The 18980-nt window shown below is 39.8% G+C and carries 11 protein-coding genes; 8 read left to right on the forward strand and 3 right to left on the reverse strand.

Annotation, left to right across the window (positions count from 1 at the left end; genetic code table 11):
* Window positions 1-8 precede the first annotated feature (8 nt).
* From Cop2CBH44_RS15565 to Cop2CBH44_RS15575, 3 genes are all read right to left on the reverse strand, one after another.
* Window positions 9-3545, reverse strand: a complete 3537-nt coding sequence (locus Cop2CBH44_RS15565; RefSeq protein ID WP_246469139.1) for a SusC/RagA family TonB-linked outer membrane protein — start codon at window positions 3543-3545, stop codon at window positions 9-11.
* Between the two features lie 127 nt (window positions 3546-3672).
* Complete coding sequence (locus Cop2CBH44_RS15570) at window positions 3673-4596, reverse strand: FecR family protein (RefSeq protein WP_200755176.1); 924 nt, start codon at window positions 4594-4596, stop codon at window positions 3673-3675.
* Between the two features lie 196 nt (window positions 4597-4792).
* On the reverse strand, window positions 4793-5338 hold the full coding sequence (locus tag Cop2CBH44_RS15575; RefSeq protein WP_021930098.1) for an RNA polymerase sigma-70 factor: 546 nt from the start codon (window positions 5336-5338) through the stop codon (window positions 4793-4795).
* A gap of 423 nt (window positions 5339-5761) precedes the next feature.
* Here Cop2CBH44_RS15575 and Cop2CBH44_RS15580 point away from each other — a divergent pair, with 423 nt between their 5' ends.
* The 8 genes from Cop2CBH44_RS15580 (at window position 5762) to Cop2CBH44_RS15615 (ending at window position 18959) form a co-directional block, all read left to right on the forward strand.
* Window positions 5762-7321 (forward strand): sulfatase family protein, encoded by a 1560-nt coding sequence (locus Cop2CBH44_RS15580; RefSeq protein WP_021930097.1) that lies wholly within the window; start codon window positions 5762-5764, stop codon window positions 7319-7321.
* A 754-nt stretch (window positions 7322-8075) separates the two neighbouring features.
* On the forward strand, window positions 8076-9701 hold the full coding sequence (locus tag Cop2CBH44_RS15585; RefSeq protein ID WP_200755177.1) for a S8 family serine peptidase: 1626 nt from the start codon (window positions 8076-8078) through the stop codon (window positions 9699-9701).
* A 20-nt stretch (window positions 9702-9721) separates the two neighbouring features.
* The gene (locus tag Cop2CBH44_RS15590; protein WP_200755178.1) at window positions 9722-12049 is read left to right on the forward strand and encodes a S9 family peptidase; all 2328 of its coding nucleotides are present in this window, start codon (window positions 9722-9724) and stop codon (window positions 12047-12049) included.
* A gap of 17 nt (window positions 12050-12066) precedes the next feature.
* Window positions 12067-15402: a SusC/RagA family TonB-linked outer membrane protein gene (locus tag Cop2CBH44_RS15595; RefSeq protein ID WP_200755179.1), complete on the forward strand. Its 3336-nt coding sequence runs from the start codon at window positions 12067-12069 to the stop codon at window positions 15400-15402.
* A gap of 12 nt (window positions 15403-15414) precedes the next feature.
* Window positions 15415-16821, forward strand: coding sequence for a RagB/SusD family nutrient uptake outer membrane protein (locus Cop2CBH44_RS15600; RefSeq protein ID WP_055099279.1), 1407 nt, complete (start codon window positions 15415-15417; stop codon window positions 16819-16821).
* A gap of 13 nt (window positions 16822-16834) precedes the next feature.
* Window positions 16835-17053, forward strand: coding sequence for a hypothetical protein (locus Cop2CBH44_RS15605; protein WP_055099292.1), 219 nt, complete (start codon window positions 16835-16837; stop codon window positions 17051-17053).
* Window positions 17054-17098: 45 nt separating this feature from the next.
* Complete coding sequence (locus Cop2CBH44_RS15610) at window positions 17099-18061, forward strand: DUF4843 domain-containing protein (RefSeq protein ID WP_055099296.1); 963 nt, start codon at window positions 17099-17101, stop codon at window positions 18059-18061.
* 235 nt (window positions 18062-18296) lie between these two features.
* On the forward strand, window positions 18297-18959 hold the full coding sequence (locus Cop2CBH44_RS15615; RefSeq protein ID WP_055099301.1) for a phosphatidylserine decarboxylase family protein: 663 nt from the start codon (window positions 18297-18299) through the stop codon (window positions 18957-18959).
* Window positions 18960-18980: the final 21 nt, after the last annotated feature.

The following is an 18980-nucleotide window of genomic DNA, read 5'->3' on the forward strand; positions in this document are numbered from 1 at the left end:
CGAAATGATTAGAAAGTTGCTTTAATATTGAATCCGAAACTACGAGTTGTAGGTACAGAGAATGCTTCGATACCTCCGTAAGAGTTGGCTGTCGAGACTGATACATCCGGATCGACAGGAGAATCTTTGTAGAGGAAGAACAAGTTACGTCCTACCAATGATAGGTTCAGGTTTTTACCTTGCCCGAAAAGGTTGCGGAAGGTATAACCTACAGAAACTTCTCTCAATCGGAAGTTTGTAGCGTCGTATGTATATTGTCCCAAAGCCGGCTCTCCATTACCGATTTTAGTATAGTATCCTTCTGCAGGAGCAATTTCTCCGTCGGGCATTACAACACCGGGAACTGCAACACCAGCCATGGAACCTCCTACGGCTTGATTATAGATATATACTATGCCCGAGTCACGGGTTTTCCCACTTCGTTCGGAGACTCCGTAAGCATCGAGACGAGCTTCGGTATATGAGATTACCTTACCTCCTATTTTCCCGTCGATAAGGAAGAAGAAAGAAAAATCTTTATAACTGAATGTATTGCTCCATCCTAAATGATGAGGGGAATTGGCATTACCCAAATAATCGTTGTATTCGCTCGATAACATGGGAGCACCGAAACGGTCGGTCATAATCTTTCCTTCACTATCGTATTTGAAAGTACGTCCGTAGAGTTCACCGTAAGGTTTACCTACTTCGTATCTTACTTTCAGCCCACCTTGATAAATAGGAGTTTGTTCGATTACGGTATTTCCATTGGGCCCGTAAGTTTCGAGTACTTTATTCGTGTTGTACGAATAATTGACACTGGTACGCCAGATAAAGTTGTTATTAAATTTTTTGTTATAACCTAAGGTCAATTCAAGACCACGGTTACGGATGCGTCCGGAGTTAAGAGGAAGTTGTCCGCCGGTTGCTGCTTGTTGTGGCAACCACTGGTTGAGCATCATGGTGTTGTAAAAAGTAATGTCAAAGTCTACCGTGTTGTCAAACAGCCGGCCATCCAAACCTATTTCGGTAGAGCGCATCGTCTCGGGACGAGGGTCATAAAATTCCCGATAGGTTGCAGCTGAAGCAATTTGGGAACCCCAGTTAGTGGGTTTTCCCCCATAATTCAAATTAGGAATGGAGTTACCTACTTCACTATATGACAGACGCAGTTTGGAATGGTTGAACCACTCGCTTTCGATTTTGAAAAGCGGGTTGAGCAGGACATTACCTCCTACGCTATAATAGGTATAATGGTCGGGAGTACCCAAGTATGCAAATTGGGTATATGTGCGAGACCAGTCGGTACGTACCGAGGCATCTATGTATGCCATTTCTTTATAACCTATAGATGCTGTGGCATAAATGGCATTTTCCCAGTTTTGGTCATGGTTCTTGTATGTCCCGGTACTGGCTCCGCCTTGGGCTACGAGATTGGCTGGGTCGAATACGTTAGGAGTAGATGTCGTATCGGCCATCCAGTAGTTGATTCCGAAATCTTCGTAGTTTTCTACCATAGTGCTACCACCTATATTGGCGGATACGTCGAAATCTCCGATTTTTTTGGAATATGAAACCAAGAAGTCTCCAAATGTCTGGTTATTGGAAACCTTTGCATATTCGTAAATAGAGTTATAATATGTCTTGGCACGGGTTCCCTGCCAGGTTTTGCTTTCGTTGGTATCGGTAGTCCGGTCGATTTTAAAACGTACTTGAGCACTTAATCCCTCAATAATGTTTACTTTCAGTCCTATGGTGGAATAGATGCGTTCACGTACTTGTTCTCGTTTCAGGCGGTTTTGCAGCCAGTAGGGGGAGTTCCGGTTTTCGCTGTCACTCCAAGGCCATTGTTGTATGGGTCCTTCGACACCGGTAGACTCGTATTTACCGCTGCCATATTTATTGATATGATATAGTTCTCCCTGAACTTCCGAATTTTTCTTGAAATAGCGTATATCTGCATTTCGAGGCATTAGGTACAAATCATATAAAGGATTACCGTAAATACCAGACCCGGGACGATTTTGTGCTGTTTGGTTGATATAGTTTCCCGAGAAATCGATTTGTACACGGTCGTTCCAGAGATTTACAGACTGGCGAACTGTAAAATTGTGGCGCATGAATTTGTTGGACGGCATGATACCGTTTGCAGTCGTATTACCGTATGAAACATAGGTTTGAGCTATTTTTGTACCGGATGTGATAGATATCGTGTTGTTGAAGTTGGTTCCGGTTTGCAGGTAATTGCCGACATTGTTTAGTGCATAATTGCGCATGTAGGGTATTTCGTTGAGGGCTGCATCGGAGTAAGTCCCAAGGCGTGGACCCCATGAAAGCATGTTCAGACGGCGTTTCTCTACAGGATTATTCGGGTCCATAGACTGGTCACTGTAGGTCTCTACATTGGCTCCGTATGTATTTTGGAATTTGGGAGTGACCAGTGGAGTTTCTACTAGAATACTGCTTGACAAGTCGATACTTACTTTCCCTTCTTTTCCTTTTTTGGTAGTAATGATTAATACCCCGTTTGCTGCGCGGCTACCATAAAGAGCTGCTGCATTGGCCCCTTTAAGTACGGTGATTGTTTCGACATCGTCCGGGTTGATATTGGAGAGTCCGTCACCACCATCGGTCGTGTTACCTCCCGCCAAGAGAGCGTCTGTAATCTGAGTCGTACCTCTCTCTGCCATCGGAATACCATCGACAACGATAAGAGGTGTATTACTTCCCAAGATAGAAGAGTTACCTCGTAACAACAGTTTAGAAGAACCACCCGCACCACTGGCATTTGGAGTGATGACGAGCCCAGATGTTTTACCTTGCAGAGAGTTGATAAAGTTGGCGTCTTTTGCACGAGTCAGTTCGTCCCCGTCTATTTTCTGAGTGGCATAGGTAAGGGAAGTTTCTTTCCTTTCGATACCCAATGCCGTTACGACAACTTCATCAAGCAGGTGTACATTGTCTTTCATGATTACGTTGATTTTTGTTTGCCCGTTAATAGACTGTTTGAGGGGTTGATAACCGACATAAGAAAACTCCAGTTCATTGCTCCCTGCCGGGACTTTGATAGAGTAGTTCCCGTCTATGTCGGTAGCCGTAGCGATATTTGTGCCTACAACTTTTACGGTAAGACCGATGAGTGTCTCTCCTGATGCATCTGTAACGGTACCGGTTACAATTTTACTCCCGGTATTTTGTGTAGCAGCATTTTGAGATTCTTGAGTAAGCTTAGTTTCGGCTACGGCCTTTTTGGAAAGGATAATGTTGGGATTCTGGATAGAATAAGTGACGTTGGTATCTTTGAACATAATGTCCAAGATTTCGCCTACAGTTTTGTTCTGTACATCCAGATTTACTTTCCGCTGAGTGTCTATTTGAGTGTTGAAAACAAATAAACACTCTGCCTGTTTTTCGATTTTTTTCAATATTTCCTCGATGGGAGTATTTTTCTCTTTTAGAGATATGCGTGAATACGCATCGGCATTAGCTTCGAATCCCGAAACCAATGCTAAAGCGATTATAAACGCTTTGAGGCTTTTTTTCGGCATAAGTGTTTTTACATGCATACGAAATTAGTATTTAATTATTTTTATAATTAATTAAAATTCTATTTTGTTAAGTTTTGAAGGGATAGCTAAAGAGTAAGTCAAATTTTTCTCATAGGCTTTTCTGGTATTATTTTTTAATTATTCTTTATTTTGTGATTGATATTGTATTAGAGTCTTTATCCCATTTATAATCGAACTTGAAATCGTATTGCAATGTGCGCAAGGCATGTTGAATACCGTTGTAGCGATAGAATTTTCCGGTGTAATGTTGTGTGTTTTCCATATTATTGTCAATAATGATTTTTACGCCGAAGCATTTTTCGAATCCGGACATAAGTTCATTGAATGATTTGTTCTTAAAATAATAGATACCGTCTTTCCAAAGTTCAGATTCAAGAGAGTGAATAACCGATTGCTTAAATTCTCCATTCTCGAATTGAGCCCGATATCCAGGTTTGAGGATTATGCTTTTTTCTCCTGACGCCATATTTACAGAGCCTTCGATGAGGGATACCGTAAAATACTTATCTTTAGTTGTAGAAGTCACATAGAATTTTGTCCCCAAGACTTTTACTTTTCCATTAGGGGTATTTATGGTAAACGGACGCCAACGATTATGTGCGACTTCAAGGTAAGCTTCACCTTCTATTTCGATGTTACGTTTGGTACCTATAAAGGACGACGGATATTTTATTGTAGTACCTGCGTTGAGCCAGACTTTGGTTCCATCAGGGAGTAATAGGGTATTCGTGTTTCCTGAAGGAACAGTAAGGGAGTAGAGAGGGATCATCCGGTCGGCCATCGTAACATAGAAAATACCCACTGTTGCGGAAAATAATACGATAAATATCGCGGCGATACGAAGCAGTTGCATGCGATGATGACGACGGAAATTATACTCGGTACGCGAAATGCTGTCTGTGGATAACAGAATGGCATTATATATGTTGCGCTCCCGCGAAAATTTTTCCTTGTTTTCCGGTGCAGCTTCTACCCATTCTCTCACTTTGATTCGTTCTTCGAGAGAAGCTCTATTTTCGAAATATTTATATAGTATTTCCTTATTCATGACACAATAAAGACGGTAAAATGTTTTTTATCCCTAGTGAAAAATGTATTTTTTTGCCTTAAAAAATGAAATATATTTTTTAATATATTGATTTATAGTGTATTAATTAAAGGTTTTTTTAGAAAAAAATGATATTCTTTTCTGTAAAAGAGATAAAGAAGACAAATGTGCAGCGTTGTGTCGTATACAGATATTGTCATAAATAATCTTTTAATTTTTTTCTAAGAATATTCAAGCATTTGGAAATGTGAAATTCTACACCTTTTACCGATATTCCGAAATTTTCGGCAATGGATTTATATGATTTCTGTTCGAGGTATCTTTTATAGAATATTTCACGAGTTCGGTCGGGCAGGGTATCGATAGTTTCATTTACTATTTGATTTATTTCTCGGCTAAAAAGCTCTGACGGGTCGCAGCTTCGTAATGAAGAAATATTGATTTCTATTTCTCCAAGCATTTGTCTATACATCTCTTCATTTTTTTGAAGGCGATATTTTCTTAATTCGAGTAAGTCGATGCATTTGTTCCTTAAAATGGTAAATATATATCCTTTGATATTGTTGATTTGAATATCGAGTTTGTCTTTGTTTTCCCAATATTGAATGAATGCATCCATAACTGCATCTTCAGCTTCTTCCATATTCCCGAGATAGGAATATGCAAATTGGATGAAACCAGTTTTTGAAGTTTTAAAAATGGTTGCAATATCAGTGTCTTTTTGATGAAATATTAACGTCAAACTCTAATATTTTTATAAATTGAAAGCTTTTTTTGAACAATATCTACATTTTAAGTATATTTCTAAATTTTAATATTAGTATATACCTTTGTTATATTAAAAAAGCGAAATTTTCAACATGCTAATATATAGAATAAAATAATTATTTGTCTTCTTTTTGACAAATTTTTTTTCAGATGTATTTTGTAAATATTTATATATAAAATATGTATTATTTATGATAAAAATTTGTGTATATTCCGCTTGTAAAATTTGACAGTTTCATTAAATTTGCAATTCCCCTCGTTTTGCATGGATAAAAATAACGGATTTTTCTTTAATCTGTATTTTTAAGTTATTCCGGGATGCCGTGAGGCATAGGCTTGGAAAATATTTTGCATTTGAATCAAAGCTGTAGCTTTTTTTAATATAATATTTATAAGTATGGAAAAACCTTTGTCTTTTATTGCTGTGCCGGTATTGGCCATTTCAGCGTCATCTTTATTATCCTGTACTTTGAAAGAGGAAAAACGGCCGATGAACATACTCTATATTATGAGTGACGATCATTCTTATCAAACAATCAGTGCTTATAATGACCAATTGATAAAGACTCCGAATATTGATCGTATAGCTCAAGAGGGAGCCCGATTTACAAACAGTTTTGTTGCCAATTCTATCAGTGGTCCCAGCCGGGCTTGTATGCTTACCGGCAAACATAGTCATGCCAATGGCTTTACGGATAATTCCAGCACGTTTGACGGTAGTCAACAGACTTATCCTAAATTGTTGCAAAAAGCCGGGTATGAGACGGCTATTATCGGAAAGTGGCATTTGACGTCGGCTCCTACTGGGTTTGATTATTCAGAGATTCTTGTCGGGCAGGGGGATTATTATAATGCCCCTTTCATTAAAAACGGTGAACGTATAAAATCGGAGGGTTATGTAACAGATGTGATTACAGATAAGGCTATCGATTGGATGGAAAATAAACGGGACAAAGACAAGCCGTTTTGTTTGCTGTTACACCATAAAGCTCCGCATCGTACATGGATGCCTGATTTGCAGGATTTAGAACTTTTCAGTGACAGAGAGTTTAAGTTGCCCGATAACTTTTATGATACTTATGAGGGACGTCAGGCTGCGGCAGAGCAGGAAATGAGTATTATTAAAGATATGGATTTGGTGTATGATTTGAAATTGGCCGATAAGGAGAATGAAATTCATTCCGGAGCTCTTGAACAGGCGGGCCGAAATATGTACAATCTTATGACACCGGAGCAGCGGGTTGCATGGGATAAGCATTATGACAGAGTGATTGCAGATTTTAAGGAAGCGAATTTGTCGGGAAAATCGCTCGCTGAATGGAAGTATCGTCAATATATGCGTGATTACCTTCGGGTAATTCATTCGGTAGATCGCAATATCGGCCGGGTTCTTCAATATTTGGAGAATGCCGGGCTACTTGAGAATACAATGATTGTTTATACGTCTGACCAAGGTTTTTATATGGGAGAACATGGCTGGTTTGACAAACGTTTTATGTATGAGGAATCGTTTCGTACACCTCTTCTGATACGTTTACCGGGAGGGAAGAAGGGTGATATAGAACAGATGGTGCAAAATATTGATTACGGGCCTACGATTCTCGATCTGGCCGGAGTTCCGGTTCCATCGGATATGCATGGTGTGTCATTTTTGCCGTTACTTCGTGGTGAAAAAGTTGATAACTGGCGTACGGCACTTTATTATCATTTTTATGAATATCCGGCAGAACATGCTGTGAAAAGGCATTATGGTATTCGTACAGAGCGATACAAACTGATACATTTTTATAATGATATAGATTCGTGGGAATTGTTTGACCTCCAGAATGACCCTTCGGAAATGCATAATATTTATGGACAACCGGGGACAGAACAATTGGTGGCGGAATTGAAAGAAAAACTGGTCGGGCTACAAAAATTATATGGAGATTTTAATGCTATGAAATATAATAATTAAGAACCCGTCGTACATTTGTACGTTTGTCAATATTCGTATAATATGTGCCTTATGAATAGATATAAACAAAAATCGTAGAACCTGTGGTTATAGAAACTGTCGTTTAAATTTTCCGATAAAAGAAATATCAGGTTTTCTTTACGTATTCATTTAGTTTATTTTCTTGTGAAGAGGGCAAATATCCTCAAAAGAAACTCATAAATATGATTTGAGTAAAACTTAAACCAGTTTTAAAAGTTGTAAGATACTATTTTTCTTTAGCTAATGTGCTCTTCCATTTTTTCAAAAAGATGGAAGAGTATTTTGTTTTCTTTTTTGTATTGCTTAATGTGTTTTAAAGAGAGATAAGTTAAAATTATAAACTATTCGATTTTTGCTGGGTACATACAAGCTTTGAATGAATGGAGTTTCGAAGTTTGTTATAGATAAAATTGTATGTTAAATTTTTATATTATCGTCATATTTCTTCTTTTTATATTGTTTTTTCACCAAATTGATAAAAAAAATGCGTGTTTTATTTCTAAAATAAATAAAATATGTATTTTTGCAATATATAATAAATGGAGTAATGATTTTTTAAAGATAAATATCTGACAATTAGTGCGTTGTTGAAAATTGAAAGAGAATAGTTTATATAAATGGCAGATGTGTTTATTTTTTATAAAATATTTGATGACAAAGTATTATGTATAAATAATCGATGTAAGAGTCTTATGTTTGGTCTTTCCCAAATGAAACCTAAACTGTAATTGAAATGAAAAGAAATTGGAGAATAGTTCCTGTTATGTTGCTGTGCTGTATCGGCGGGAGCTCTATGCAAGCAGGAAAAGATGATGGGTGTGTAGCCGGATGGCATTTGATATTTAATGACTCTGTTGCGGGAGCAAATGTTTCTTCTGCCTTTTCTTGGCTTGACATGCATAAAATAAAACCGAAGAAGAAAATTGTGGTCGGTGTAATCGATTCGGGCAGTGATACTACGCATTTGTACTTAAAAGATGCACTCTGGCATAATAAGAAAGAGAGAGATAATGGGAAAGATAATGATAAGAATGGATATGCCGGAGATATTTTAGGCTGGAATTTTTTAGGAACGACCGATGGTTCTTTTAATATGCAAAGTGCCGGAACAGAAGAGTTCAGGGAATTTAAAAGGCTTTATCCAAAATATAAAGATTGTGTTGTTGATTCTGTTGGGATAGCTAATGCTACTCCCGAATTTCTGTATTATTTGAAAATGAGGGCGGGTGCTCGTATAGATACTTATATAAAATTTGCCGCTTATCTGGAACAGCAGGGAAAAGCTTATGACGAACTTTCGAGGCGTGCGAGTGAAGCATATCCCGGTAAGGATTCTTTAAGGGTGATGGATATTATGAATATTGATGCTAACGATTCCGTATTCAATATGTGTGCCCAATTGATTGCAGTTGATTTGATGAGCGGGAGCCGGGACCGTTTGTGGAAAACGTTGGTCGACAATCATAATGCTAAGCTTGAATTGGCCCGTAAACGGATACATGGTATAGAATTTGACCCGGATAAGCGCTTGCTAATGGGTGATAATATACATGATGGGAAAGATTGTTTTTATGGTAATAATAATGTAATGTGTGATGACTATTATCATGGAACATTTGTGGCTGGCGTGATTGCAGCACAACCTAATGTTATAAATAAAATGACAGGTATTTATCCTTTGGCTAAAGTGATGACCATACGGGCGGTCCCTGAAGGGGATGAATACGATAAGGATATTTCTTCGGCTATTCGATATGCCGTAGATAATGGGGCAAAGGTCATAAACATGAGTTTCGGAAAACGTACGTCTCCTGATGCTGTAATGGTAGAAGACGCTATAACATATGCTGCTGCTCATGATGTATTGCTCGTTATGGCTTCGGGGAACAGTGGTGTAGATTGTGACCGTATTACATTTTATCCGCAAGGTCTTGATAAATCGGGCTGTCGTATCGATAATTTGATTAGAGTGGGAGCCTCTGATAAGAAAGGAAATCCGGCTCCGAATTCCAATTATGGTCAGAATACAGTAGATGTTTTTGCTCCAGGGGTGGATATTACTTCTTTGGGACCGGATAATGGATTTGATGTATCGAGTGGTACCAGTGTAGCAGCTCCGGTGGTTACGGGTATTGCTGCCATGATCCGGGATTATTTCCCGAAGCTGACGGCTGCGCAGGTAAAGGATATTTTGATAAAAAGTGTTACTCCTATGGGTGACAAGCAGGTCAAGCTTCCCGGGGCAAAGAGTAATGAATATGTTACCTATGACTCTTTATGTGTATCGGGTGGAATTGTGAATGCGCTCGATGCGGTGAAGCTGGCAGAAGAAATGGCGAAAAAGAGACGGAAAAATTAATGAATCGGGAAATAAGGAAGATGAAATTCAAGATAATATATTTGTGTTGGGGACTGTTGTTATCGGTTGTTTTTTCTTATACAGCCGATGCTCAGGATTATGTGGACTGGAAGCGGGCTGAAAGATTTACTGCAGATTCTTTATCCGGGCATTATCGTTCTACAGGAGTGTCTGCCAACTGGATAGAAGGGACTCGTTATTTTTATTATTTTATAGAAAAGAATGGTGCCCGTGACTGTTATTTGGTGAATGCTTCAAATGGGAAAAGGAAGTTGCTTTTTGATAATGAGAAGCTGGCGTCTGAGGTTTCTCGTCTTACAGGGAAAGAATATAAGCCTGAGGATTTGAAATTGTATCGTCTTGATTTTTATAATAAAGACTTGAGTTGTTTCTATATAAAGAAGGAAGGGAAGGATATAAAATATACAATTTCTTCTGGTACAGGAAAGGTCGTATCGGAACGTCCCGATGCAATAAAGAAAAAGAATGCGGGAACCTCATTCTCTTTTGGTAAAGGGAAAAGACCTTGGGCTAAATATTCGGCTGATAGTGTATATATCATATATGGTCGTAATCATAATTTATTTCTTTCGCGGAATGGGAATACTCTGGACGATTGGCAGTTGACGACTGACGGGGAGCCTTATAACTCATACACGTCGAATAATAGTGAAAAACGGGATACAGCTTGTGCATATACATCTGCGCGATGGATAGATGATACTCATATGATTTTTGCTTTTCGGGAGGATAAGCGCAGTATTGAGACCATGACATTGGTTAATAGCTTATCCAATCCTCGTCCTTTGGCTGATACGTATAAAATGCCGATGCCCGGTGATAGCGGTGTTAGTCAGTATGATATACAATTGTTCGATGCGGAGACACGTAAAAAAATAGTTGTACCTATAGCTAAGTATCCAGACCAGAAGGTAGTCTTAAGCTATGCCGATGTCCCGGGATATGTATACATGACCCGTCGTAGCCGTCCGGCCGATTATATAGACTTATGTCGTATAAATACTCGTACTGGGGAGGTTGAGGAGTTGATTTCGGACCATTGTGTTCCTCATATGAATGTGCAACTTTTTAATTATCAATTGATAAATAAAGGGAAAGAAATACTCTGGTGGTCGGAGCGCAATGGAAAGGGGCAATATTTCTTATATGATGAGAATGGAAGGCTTAAGAATGCCATAACTCCGGCAGATATGGTTGCCGGACAGATTGTGCATCTTGATACTTTAGGCCGCACTATGATTGTTGAAGGATATGGAAAGGAAAAGGGGATAAACCCGTATTACCGTTTTTTCTATAAGGTAGATTTGGACGGCAGTCATTTCACATTATTGACTCCGGGAGATGGAACACATAGTATTGAGTTGTCTCCGGATAAAAAATATCTTATCGACAATTATTCCCGAATGGATATGCCGGTGGTAAGCCAGTTGGTAAAGATTGCATCTCCTAAGAAACCGATGGTTATAGAACAAAGTGACGACAGTGAATTACGAGCTTTGGGGTGGCGTCCTCCTGTATTGTTTTCGATGAAAGCGGCAGACGATTCTACTGATTTGTATGGGATTATGTACTTGCCTTTCGATTTGGATACGACCCGCCGTTATCCTATCATTACCAATGTGTATCCGGGACCTCAGGATGACCAGATTCCCCGGGCTTTTACAGTGGATGATAATTATAATCAGTCTTTGGCACAATTGGGTTTTGTCGTTATTAATGTTGGGGCTCGGGGAAGTTCCCAGTTACGTGGACGTGATTTCCATTGTTTCGGTTACGGGAATTTGCGAGACTATCCTTTGGCTGACGATAAACATGTCATCGAAGAGTTGGCTCGTCGTTATCGATTTATCGATATTGAACGGGTCGGTATATATGGGCATTCAGGAGGGGGATTCCAGACGGTTGCCGCCATGCTTACTTATCCGGATTTTTATAAGGTAGGTATAGCTGCATCGGGGAATCATGATAATAATTTGTATATACAATGGTGGGGAGAGACATATCATGGTGTACAATCCCGAGTTGACAGCATAACGGGGAAGACGGTATTTTCTTGTAAGATACCGACCAATAATGAATTGGCCGACCGCTTGAAGGGGCGCTTGATGCTTATTACCGGGGACGTTGATAAAAATGTGCATCCATCAACGACTTTTCGTTTGGCAAAGGCTCTGATGGAAGCAGATAAACGTTTCGATATGATGATTATGCCGGGAATGGACCATGGAGTAGGTAATGACTATTATTATAACCTGATACGCTATTATTTCGTGGAGCATTTATTGAATCCGAAAAGAGAGCATATCGATATTATTCATCACAAATAAAATAATGAAGCCCTTATATGAAACGAAAACACTTGAATAGAAAAACCGGGTATTTGTTTTCGGTATTATTGTCTTTTTTTCTGACATTAAATGCGGGGACAAATATCATAGCTCAGGGGAATACCGGAAAGATAAAGATTACCGGTACGGTTTATGATGAGACGAAGCAGCCTCTGGCAGGAGCTTCTGTACGGGAAGAAAGGTCGACAAACGGTACGATTACCGACCAGAATGGACGGTTTTCGATATTCGCCAAAAAGGGGAGTACTTTGCGTATTTCTTTTCTGGGACTTGAATCGAAAGTGATGACTGCCCAAGTTGCAGGTGATTTTGATATTATGCTGAAAGATAATTCTCACGAACTGGGGCAAGTCGTTGTGACCGGTTATGGGAAAACGACGAAAGACCGGGTTACCGGCTCGGTTGGTGTCGTGACAGCGGAGGAGCTGAAGGGAAATCCCGGAGCTTCTGTCGACCAGTTGTTGCAAGGGAAGCTGGCCGGTGTAAGTGTGAAAATGACTTCGGGACAACCGGGCTCTGAGGCGCAAATTCGTATACGTGGGACAAAGACTTTGACAGGTGATGCCGAGCCTTTGTGGGTAATCGACGGAGTCCCTTTGCAAAGGGATATACCGGAGGTAAATACAATAAGCCTTAGAAGCGGAGATTTTACAAATATTTATGAGCGAGGTATTGCCGGTATCAGTCCTCAGGATATAGAATCGATTACTGTATTGAAAGATGCCTCGGCTTCGGCTATTTATGGTTCTCAGGCAGCGGCTGGAGTAATTGTCGTTACGACTAAGAGAGGTAAAGCCGGGAAGTTGCAGATGAATTACTCCGGAACAGTAAGTTTCGTCACTAAACCACCTCGGGATGCAAATTTGATGAATTCTCGAGAAAAGCTGGCTTGGGAGCAGGAACTTTGGGATGAGTTTTCGGCGGAAGGATTTAGTACCGGTTCTTATTATCCTGTTATAGGTGCTGTCGGCATGATACGTTCCGGTTATGGAGATTATGCCGGAATGACAAAGGCGGAGCAGGATGCTTATATCGAGCAGCTTGGAGCTCATACGACCAATTGGTTTGATGAACTGTTCCGTACAGCTATATCCAACAGTCATCATCTCTCTTTTTCCGGAGGTAGTGATAAGAGTGCTTATTATGTGTCGGCCGGGTACAATAAAAATAATGGTTTGGTAAGAGGTACAGGCTCTGATAGTTATACTTTGAGGGCGACAGTAGATATGACTCCCAATAAACGGATATCGCTGGGTATTTCTACTGATTTGGCATATATGACAGCCGACCAGACTTCTACTTATGTCAATCCGTTTACTTATGCTTACTTTGCCAATCCGTATGAAAGACCGTTTAATGCCGATGGTTCGTATGCTGCTGACAATACTTATTTTATGTTGGCAAGGACTAATGGCATGACCAGCACATTGATGCCTTCGGAAGGGTTCAATATATTCAGAGAGATGGACCAGACGTCCAATGAGACTAAAAATGTTACGGCCAATGTAAACGCTCAATTGGGTATATCCATATTAAGGAATTTGAAGTTTGAAGGGCTGGCGGCCTATGGGTACACAAGTAATGTTTCAGAGAATATTTCGGGGCAGGATACGTATACGGCTTGGATGGACAGACCGTTCGAAGGGTCTACCATGGCGTCGACCCGAAGATATGGGTCGATTGCCCAGGTCACTTCTTATAATCAGAGTTATTCTTTACGTGGGCAGTTACATTTTTCGGAGGTTTTCGGTAATATACACCGCTTGAGCGTTATTGCCGGTTCGGAAATAAGTCGTTCTTATGCAAAAACAATCCATGCCAAAAGGTACGGGTATGATACGGTAACGGGAAATTCGTCATTCCCGGTGTATCCCAGTGACCAAAATGTAGATTATAACAAGTTGGTGGATTATGCGTCTAAAATAGACGGATATTTCGGGCAGTCGACTATAGAGAATGCCACGGCTTCTTTTTACGGTTCTATGGATTATGTCCTGATGAATAAATATGTAGCAAGTTTTACCATGCGTACCGATGGCTCGAACAAATTCGGGAGCAAACAGCAGTTCAATCCGAATGGGTCATTGGGTTTTAACTGGAATATAGGGGCCGAAGAGTTTATGAAAAAATTGAAGCCTACACTAAGTTCGTTAATGGTGAGGTTTTCGGGAGGGTATACCGGAAAAGTGAATGCGGCAGCAACGCCTTACATTATTATGAAATATGATGCTTCATTTCGTAAAACGGATGATACATATTACCGAATGGGATCTGTAAAAAATCCGCCGAATCCTAATCTGCGTTGGGAAAAGACTTTTGATTTGAATGCGTCGTTGAGTGCCGGCTTTTTTGATGACCGGATGACTTGGGATTTGGGTTTTTACCGCGCTTTGAGCAAAGATGTGATTTCGTCTGTGGCGGTTCCGTTGAATACGGGTTTCAACGTTCAGTCGTATAATACGTCAAGAGTATTGAACCAGGGTATTGAATTTACCTTGGCAGGTAAGATTATAAAGACCCGGGATTTGTCGTTGACAGCTACGGCCAATGTTGCCTATAACAGAAATAAGCTGGTGGAGTATAATTCTCCGTATGCTACATATTCGACAGTCTATGAGGGATATCCTATCGGGGCTGTCATTACGGGAAAATATACGGGGATAGACAAGAATACAGGATTGTATGCTTTCAAAATGCGTCCGGATACCGACAAATCGGAATCGAAATACCGGTCGAATTCCGATAATTATTATTATTACTTGGGGACATCGAATGCTCCGGTTACAGGAGGATATGTCATTAATTTCGGTTACAAAAGGTTGTCGCTGAGTGTAAGCGGAAACTATTCGATTGGAGCTAAGATAACGGATGAGATATCGTCTCCTGCCAGTTATGGTATTTTTAGAAAGACGGCAAATCAAGATATTCCGACTTCTCACAATGACTTGTATGTGAATTTTCTGAATGTATCGAAAGATGTGGTAAACCGATGGACCGAGGATAATCCGATAACTGACGGTTATCCGAGATTGTTTGATGCTTTCGGGGAACAGGTTATAGATATATCTTCAATAACTTCAAATTATGATAAAGTTACGAATGGAGCTTTGATAAAGAATCTTTCATATTTTAAGATAAGTGATATTCGTTTGACATATACTTTTCCCGATGCCCGTTGGATGCGTAGGGCTTACATTTCGTCATTAGGTATTTCTGCATCGGTAAGCAATGTCTGCATCTTTAGCAATTACGACGGCATAGACCCTGAGACACCGGGAGCCGTTTATCCGAAATCAAGAGATTTTATATTGGGGTTAAACATAGGATTTTAAATAGTGCCGATTATGAAAAAATACAGTATAGTTTTTATTCTTTTATTGTCTCTTGCTTCTTGTAAGAATTTTTTGGATATAAAACCGCATGAAGAGGTGATACCTGAGACGGCAGAAGAATTCTCTGCATTATTACACTCACATCTGGATGATTTGGACCGTGGAAATTTGGATTGTCTGATAGAATCGACTCAGAAGGTTACTCTTTATGAACAGGTTGCTGATAATCTGGAAGTTGCATTGACCGATAAATCTACCGGTCAGGCTCTGAAAATATATCCGGGAGATATATATACAATGAGTATAAATAAAACGGATTATTCCAGTTTATATGAGATTATACGTGATTGTAATATCATTTTCGGGGAGATGAAAGGAGATAAGGAATCGGACTTGGCGAAAAATGTATTGGGCACGGCGTATGCTATGCGGGGAGCATGCTATTATGAGTTGTTGCGGCGGTTCTGTGAAGTGTATGATCCCAATAAAAGCGACCAGTTGGGTCTGCAAATCGTTACGACGTTTGATATGGAGAATTGGCCGGTGCGTAGCTCCTTGAAAAAGACAATAGACTTTATTGAAGATGATTTGAAAAAAGCCTTGTCGTATAATGTGCAGGATGATATTTATCGTTTTACGGCTCCCGTAGTGAAAGGTTATCTGGCCCGATTCTATTTCTGGACCCGGCAATGGGACAAAGCGGCCGATTTTGCTACTCAGGTGATGGCTGCATATCCGTTGCTCGACAGAGACGGTTATAAAGAGATGATGACTCCGGCGTATAGTTTGAAAGGAAACATGCTTATCAAATCGGAGACAATATCGTCTTCCAATACGGAATCAGAGGGTGTGGGGACGTATAAGGCTATAACGGCCCGTCCGGTGAGCAAGCGATTTATAGATACGTTTAGTGATGAAGAAAAGGCTAACGATATTCGGTATGAAATGAATTTCACTGTAAAAAGGATTACAAAGAAATTTATTTTTTCGGGTATGCGCAGTGCCGAAATGTTACTGATTCGTGCCGAGAGTTATTATCATATGGGAGAGCAGGGGCTGGCTCTGGATGATATCAATACTTTGCGGAGTAACCGGATAAAAGATTATGTTCCTTTGACTATGGACCAATTGCCGGAGCCGGTAGAAGGTACTGACCTGATTACGGTGGATGTTACCGGAGCGTCTCTTACTCGATTGATGTCTCTTATCTTGACAGAAAGGAGAAAAGAACTTTTTATGGAAGGAGATCGCTTTTTTGAATTGAAGCGAAACGGGAGTCCTGAGTTTTGGGTTCCCGAGCAAGGGCAGAAATTTGTGACCCGTAAGTTTATGTACACTTATCCGATACCTCTCACGGATGTGGATATTGTTCCCGGTTTACAACAGAATGAGGGGTATGACGAATTTATTATTAGGTAAAATAGCGTAGAATATGAAAATGCGAAGTATGAAGCTGAAAAATATGTTATGGGCAGGTTGCTTTTTTTTCGTTGCGTTGAGCCTGTTTACAGCGTGCGAGTCGTATGATGAAATGCCTCCCCGTATTGAGGGTTCGTCAACGGCAAAACTGGTGTTCCCCATATATGAAATGAATAGTGAGGAACGAGCCATAGTTGATGCTATAAGGGATGAGTACAAACAATTCGAATAGAATTTCTATAACCGATAATTATTAATTAACTAAAAAACAAACGACATGAAAAAGTATGTGTATGCTTTGGCTGCGTTCCTGACATTAGGCTTTGCGGCTTGTTCATCGGATGATGATGAAGATAATTCTATTGACACGGATGTAGACGTGACGGAAGATGTCATTTATTCTTTTACAAACCGGAATGCAACAATGTTCCAGACTGCATCGGCAGAGATTTCTTTGTATAAAAGAGCTGATTTGGCGCAGTATTCCGCACCAAAGGATTTGGTATTTCCGGTAGAGGTGGATGTAGAAAAGTCTACGGCAGTAGAGGGAACTCATTTTTCTTTTGCCGGTGAGAAATCCATAACAGTCCCCAGTGGTAAGTCTCAAGGCTCTTTGAAGCTGAATTTTATTAAGAAAGAAGAAGGCAAAGATGAAATCGTGTTGACAGTAAAGAAGCCTTCTGATAAATTTTTCTTGGGAGATAATGCTTCTCTTACTATCAAAATCGTAGGAGAAGCCATTGAAGTACTGAAGGGAACCTGGGGTTCTTGTACTTGGGAAAGTAGCAATAAAGATTATTGGGGATTGTCGTATGACTTGAGCAAATTTCCTTCGGTGTCTTCTGAAGACCAGCTTACAATCAGTGATGGAGGTCTGGAAGTAAATATGAAAAGTGACTTGAAAAACTATTTTGTAGGGAATAGCGAAATGAAATATATTCAGGAGCAGATTTTCCGTTTCCCGGAAGATTATTTATTGAAGAGAACCGGCTTTGTATTCGTATTAAATAATATCAATGCTAATTTTTCAGCTCAAAGCTCAACGATAAAGGATTCTCGGGTAGCGTTTGCCGTCATTAAAGATGATAATAACGAAGAAGTACTTGAGGTTATCGTCTATTCGTATGAACCGACAGATTTCTTGGTTGAAGAGTATAACGGAATGAAAGATTTCGCTACAGAAGATGAACCCGCTATGATTTATTATCCGTTGCGTTATCACTTCAAACGAGTACAATAATAAAGTTGCATAATATATCAAGAAAGGAGGGCTTCTAACGGAGTTCTCCTTTTCGTTTATATGAAGTTTATTGAATACTGGAGGCTTATCCGGCTTGTATGCAGGTAGAACGTTCAAGATAGTTCATGTTCAAAAAAAGAAGATATAATGCAAGAAAACGAAACAGAAGCTTTGTCTTTCGATAAAAAGACATTATTTTTGTCCGTTAATAAAAATTATGTACACATCCATGAGAATGAAGATACACCGGGAAGGGAGAAATATACTGTTTTTTTTGATATTAGGCTTGGCTGTTGTTAATGGCTCGATATATGTCTTTTTTCATAACCATTTTGTGTCCATATCATTATTGACGATTTCGGTAATATTTTATCTGTTAGTGCTCAATTTTTTCCGTTCGCCCCGTCGTCATTTTGTCGGTGATACCCGGAATGTGATTGTGGCTCCTGCCGATGGGACTATTGTTGCAGTAGAAGAAGTCATGGAGAATGAATACTTACATGAGAAACGTATTCAGGTTTCTATTTTCATGACCATATTCAATGTGCATGCCAATTGGTTTCCGGTAAATGGAACGGTGACGCATGTAAGTCATCAAAATGGGCGTTTTATGGCAGCTTATTTGCCTAAATCAAGTACGGAGAATGAGCGGTCTACTGTGGTAATTAAGGCTGAAAATGGTCAAGATATACTTATGAGACAGATTGCCGGAGCTATGGCACGGCGTATTGTCACCTATGCCGAGCCGGGAGATGAGTGTCATATCGATGAGCATATGGGATTTATCAAGTTCGGTTCGAGAGTAGATGTCTTTTTGCCTTTGGATGCAGAGATATTGGTGAAACTCGATGATAAGACAGTCGGGAATATGACACAAATAGCCCGTTTGAGGGGTTGAAGAACGTGGAGTGCAAGAGCT

The sequence above is a fragment of the Coprobacter secundus subsp. similis genome (assembly GCF_015097275.1).
Lineage (GTDB): Bacteria > Bacteroidota > Bacteroidia > Bacteroidales > Coprobacteraceae > Coprobacter > Coprobacter secundus.

Coding starts and splice junctions, on each gene's coding strand:
- Cop2CBH44_RS15615 (WP_055099301.1), top strand. CDS start 18,297: ATGAAGATACACCGGGAAGGGAGAAATATACTGTTTTTTTTGATATTA.
- Cop2CBH44_RS15595 (WP_200755179.1), top strand. CDS start 12,067: ATGAAACGAAAACACTTGAATAGAAAAACCGGGTATTTGTTTTCGGTA.
- Cop2CBH44_RS15565 (WP_246469139.1), bottom strand. CDS start 3,545: ATGCATGTAAAAACACTTATGCCGAAAAAAAGCCTCAAAGCGTTTATA.
- Cop2CBH44_RS15605 (WP_055099292.1), top strand. CDS start 16,835: ATGAAAATGCGAAGTATGAAGCTGAAAAATATGTTATGGGCAGGTTGC.
- Cop2CBH44_RS15570 (WP_200755176.1), bottom strand. CDS start 4,596: ATGAATAAGGAAATACTATATAAATATTTCGAAAATAGAGCTTCTCTC.
- Cop2CBH44_RS15600 (WP_055099279.1), top strand. CDS start 15,415: ATGAAAAAATACAGTATAGTTTTTATTCTTTTATTGTCTCTTGCTTCT.
- Cop2CBH44_RS15590 (WP_200755178.1), top strand. CDS start 9,722: ATGAAATTCAAGATAATATATTTGTGTTGGGGACTGTTGTTATCGGTT.
- Cop2CBH44_RS15610 (WP_055099296.1), top strand. CDS start 17,099: ATGAAAAAGTATGTGTATGCTTTGGCTGCGTTCCTGACATTAGGCTTT.
- Cop2CBH44_RS15580 (WP_021930097.1), top strand. CDS start 5,762: ATGGAAAAACCTTTGTCTTTTATTGCTGTGCCGGTATTGGCCATTTCA.
- Cop2CBH44_RS15585 (WP_200755177.1), top strand. CDS start 8,076: ATGAAAAGAAATTGGAGAATAGTTCCTGTTATGTTGCTGTGCTGTATC.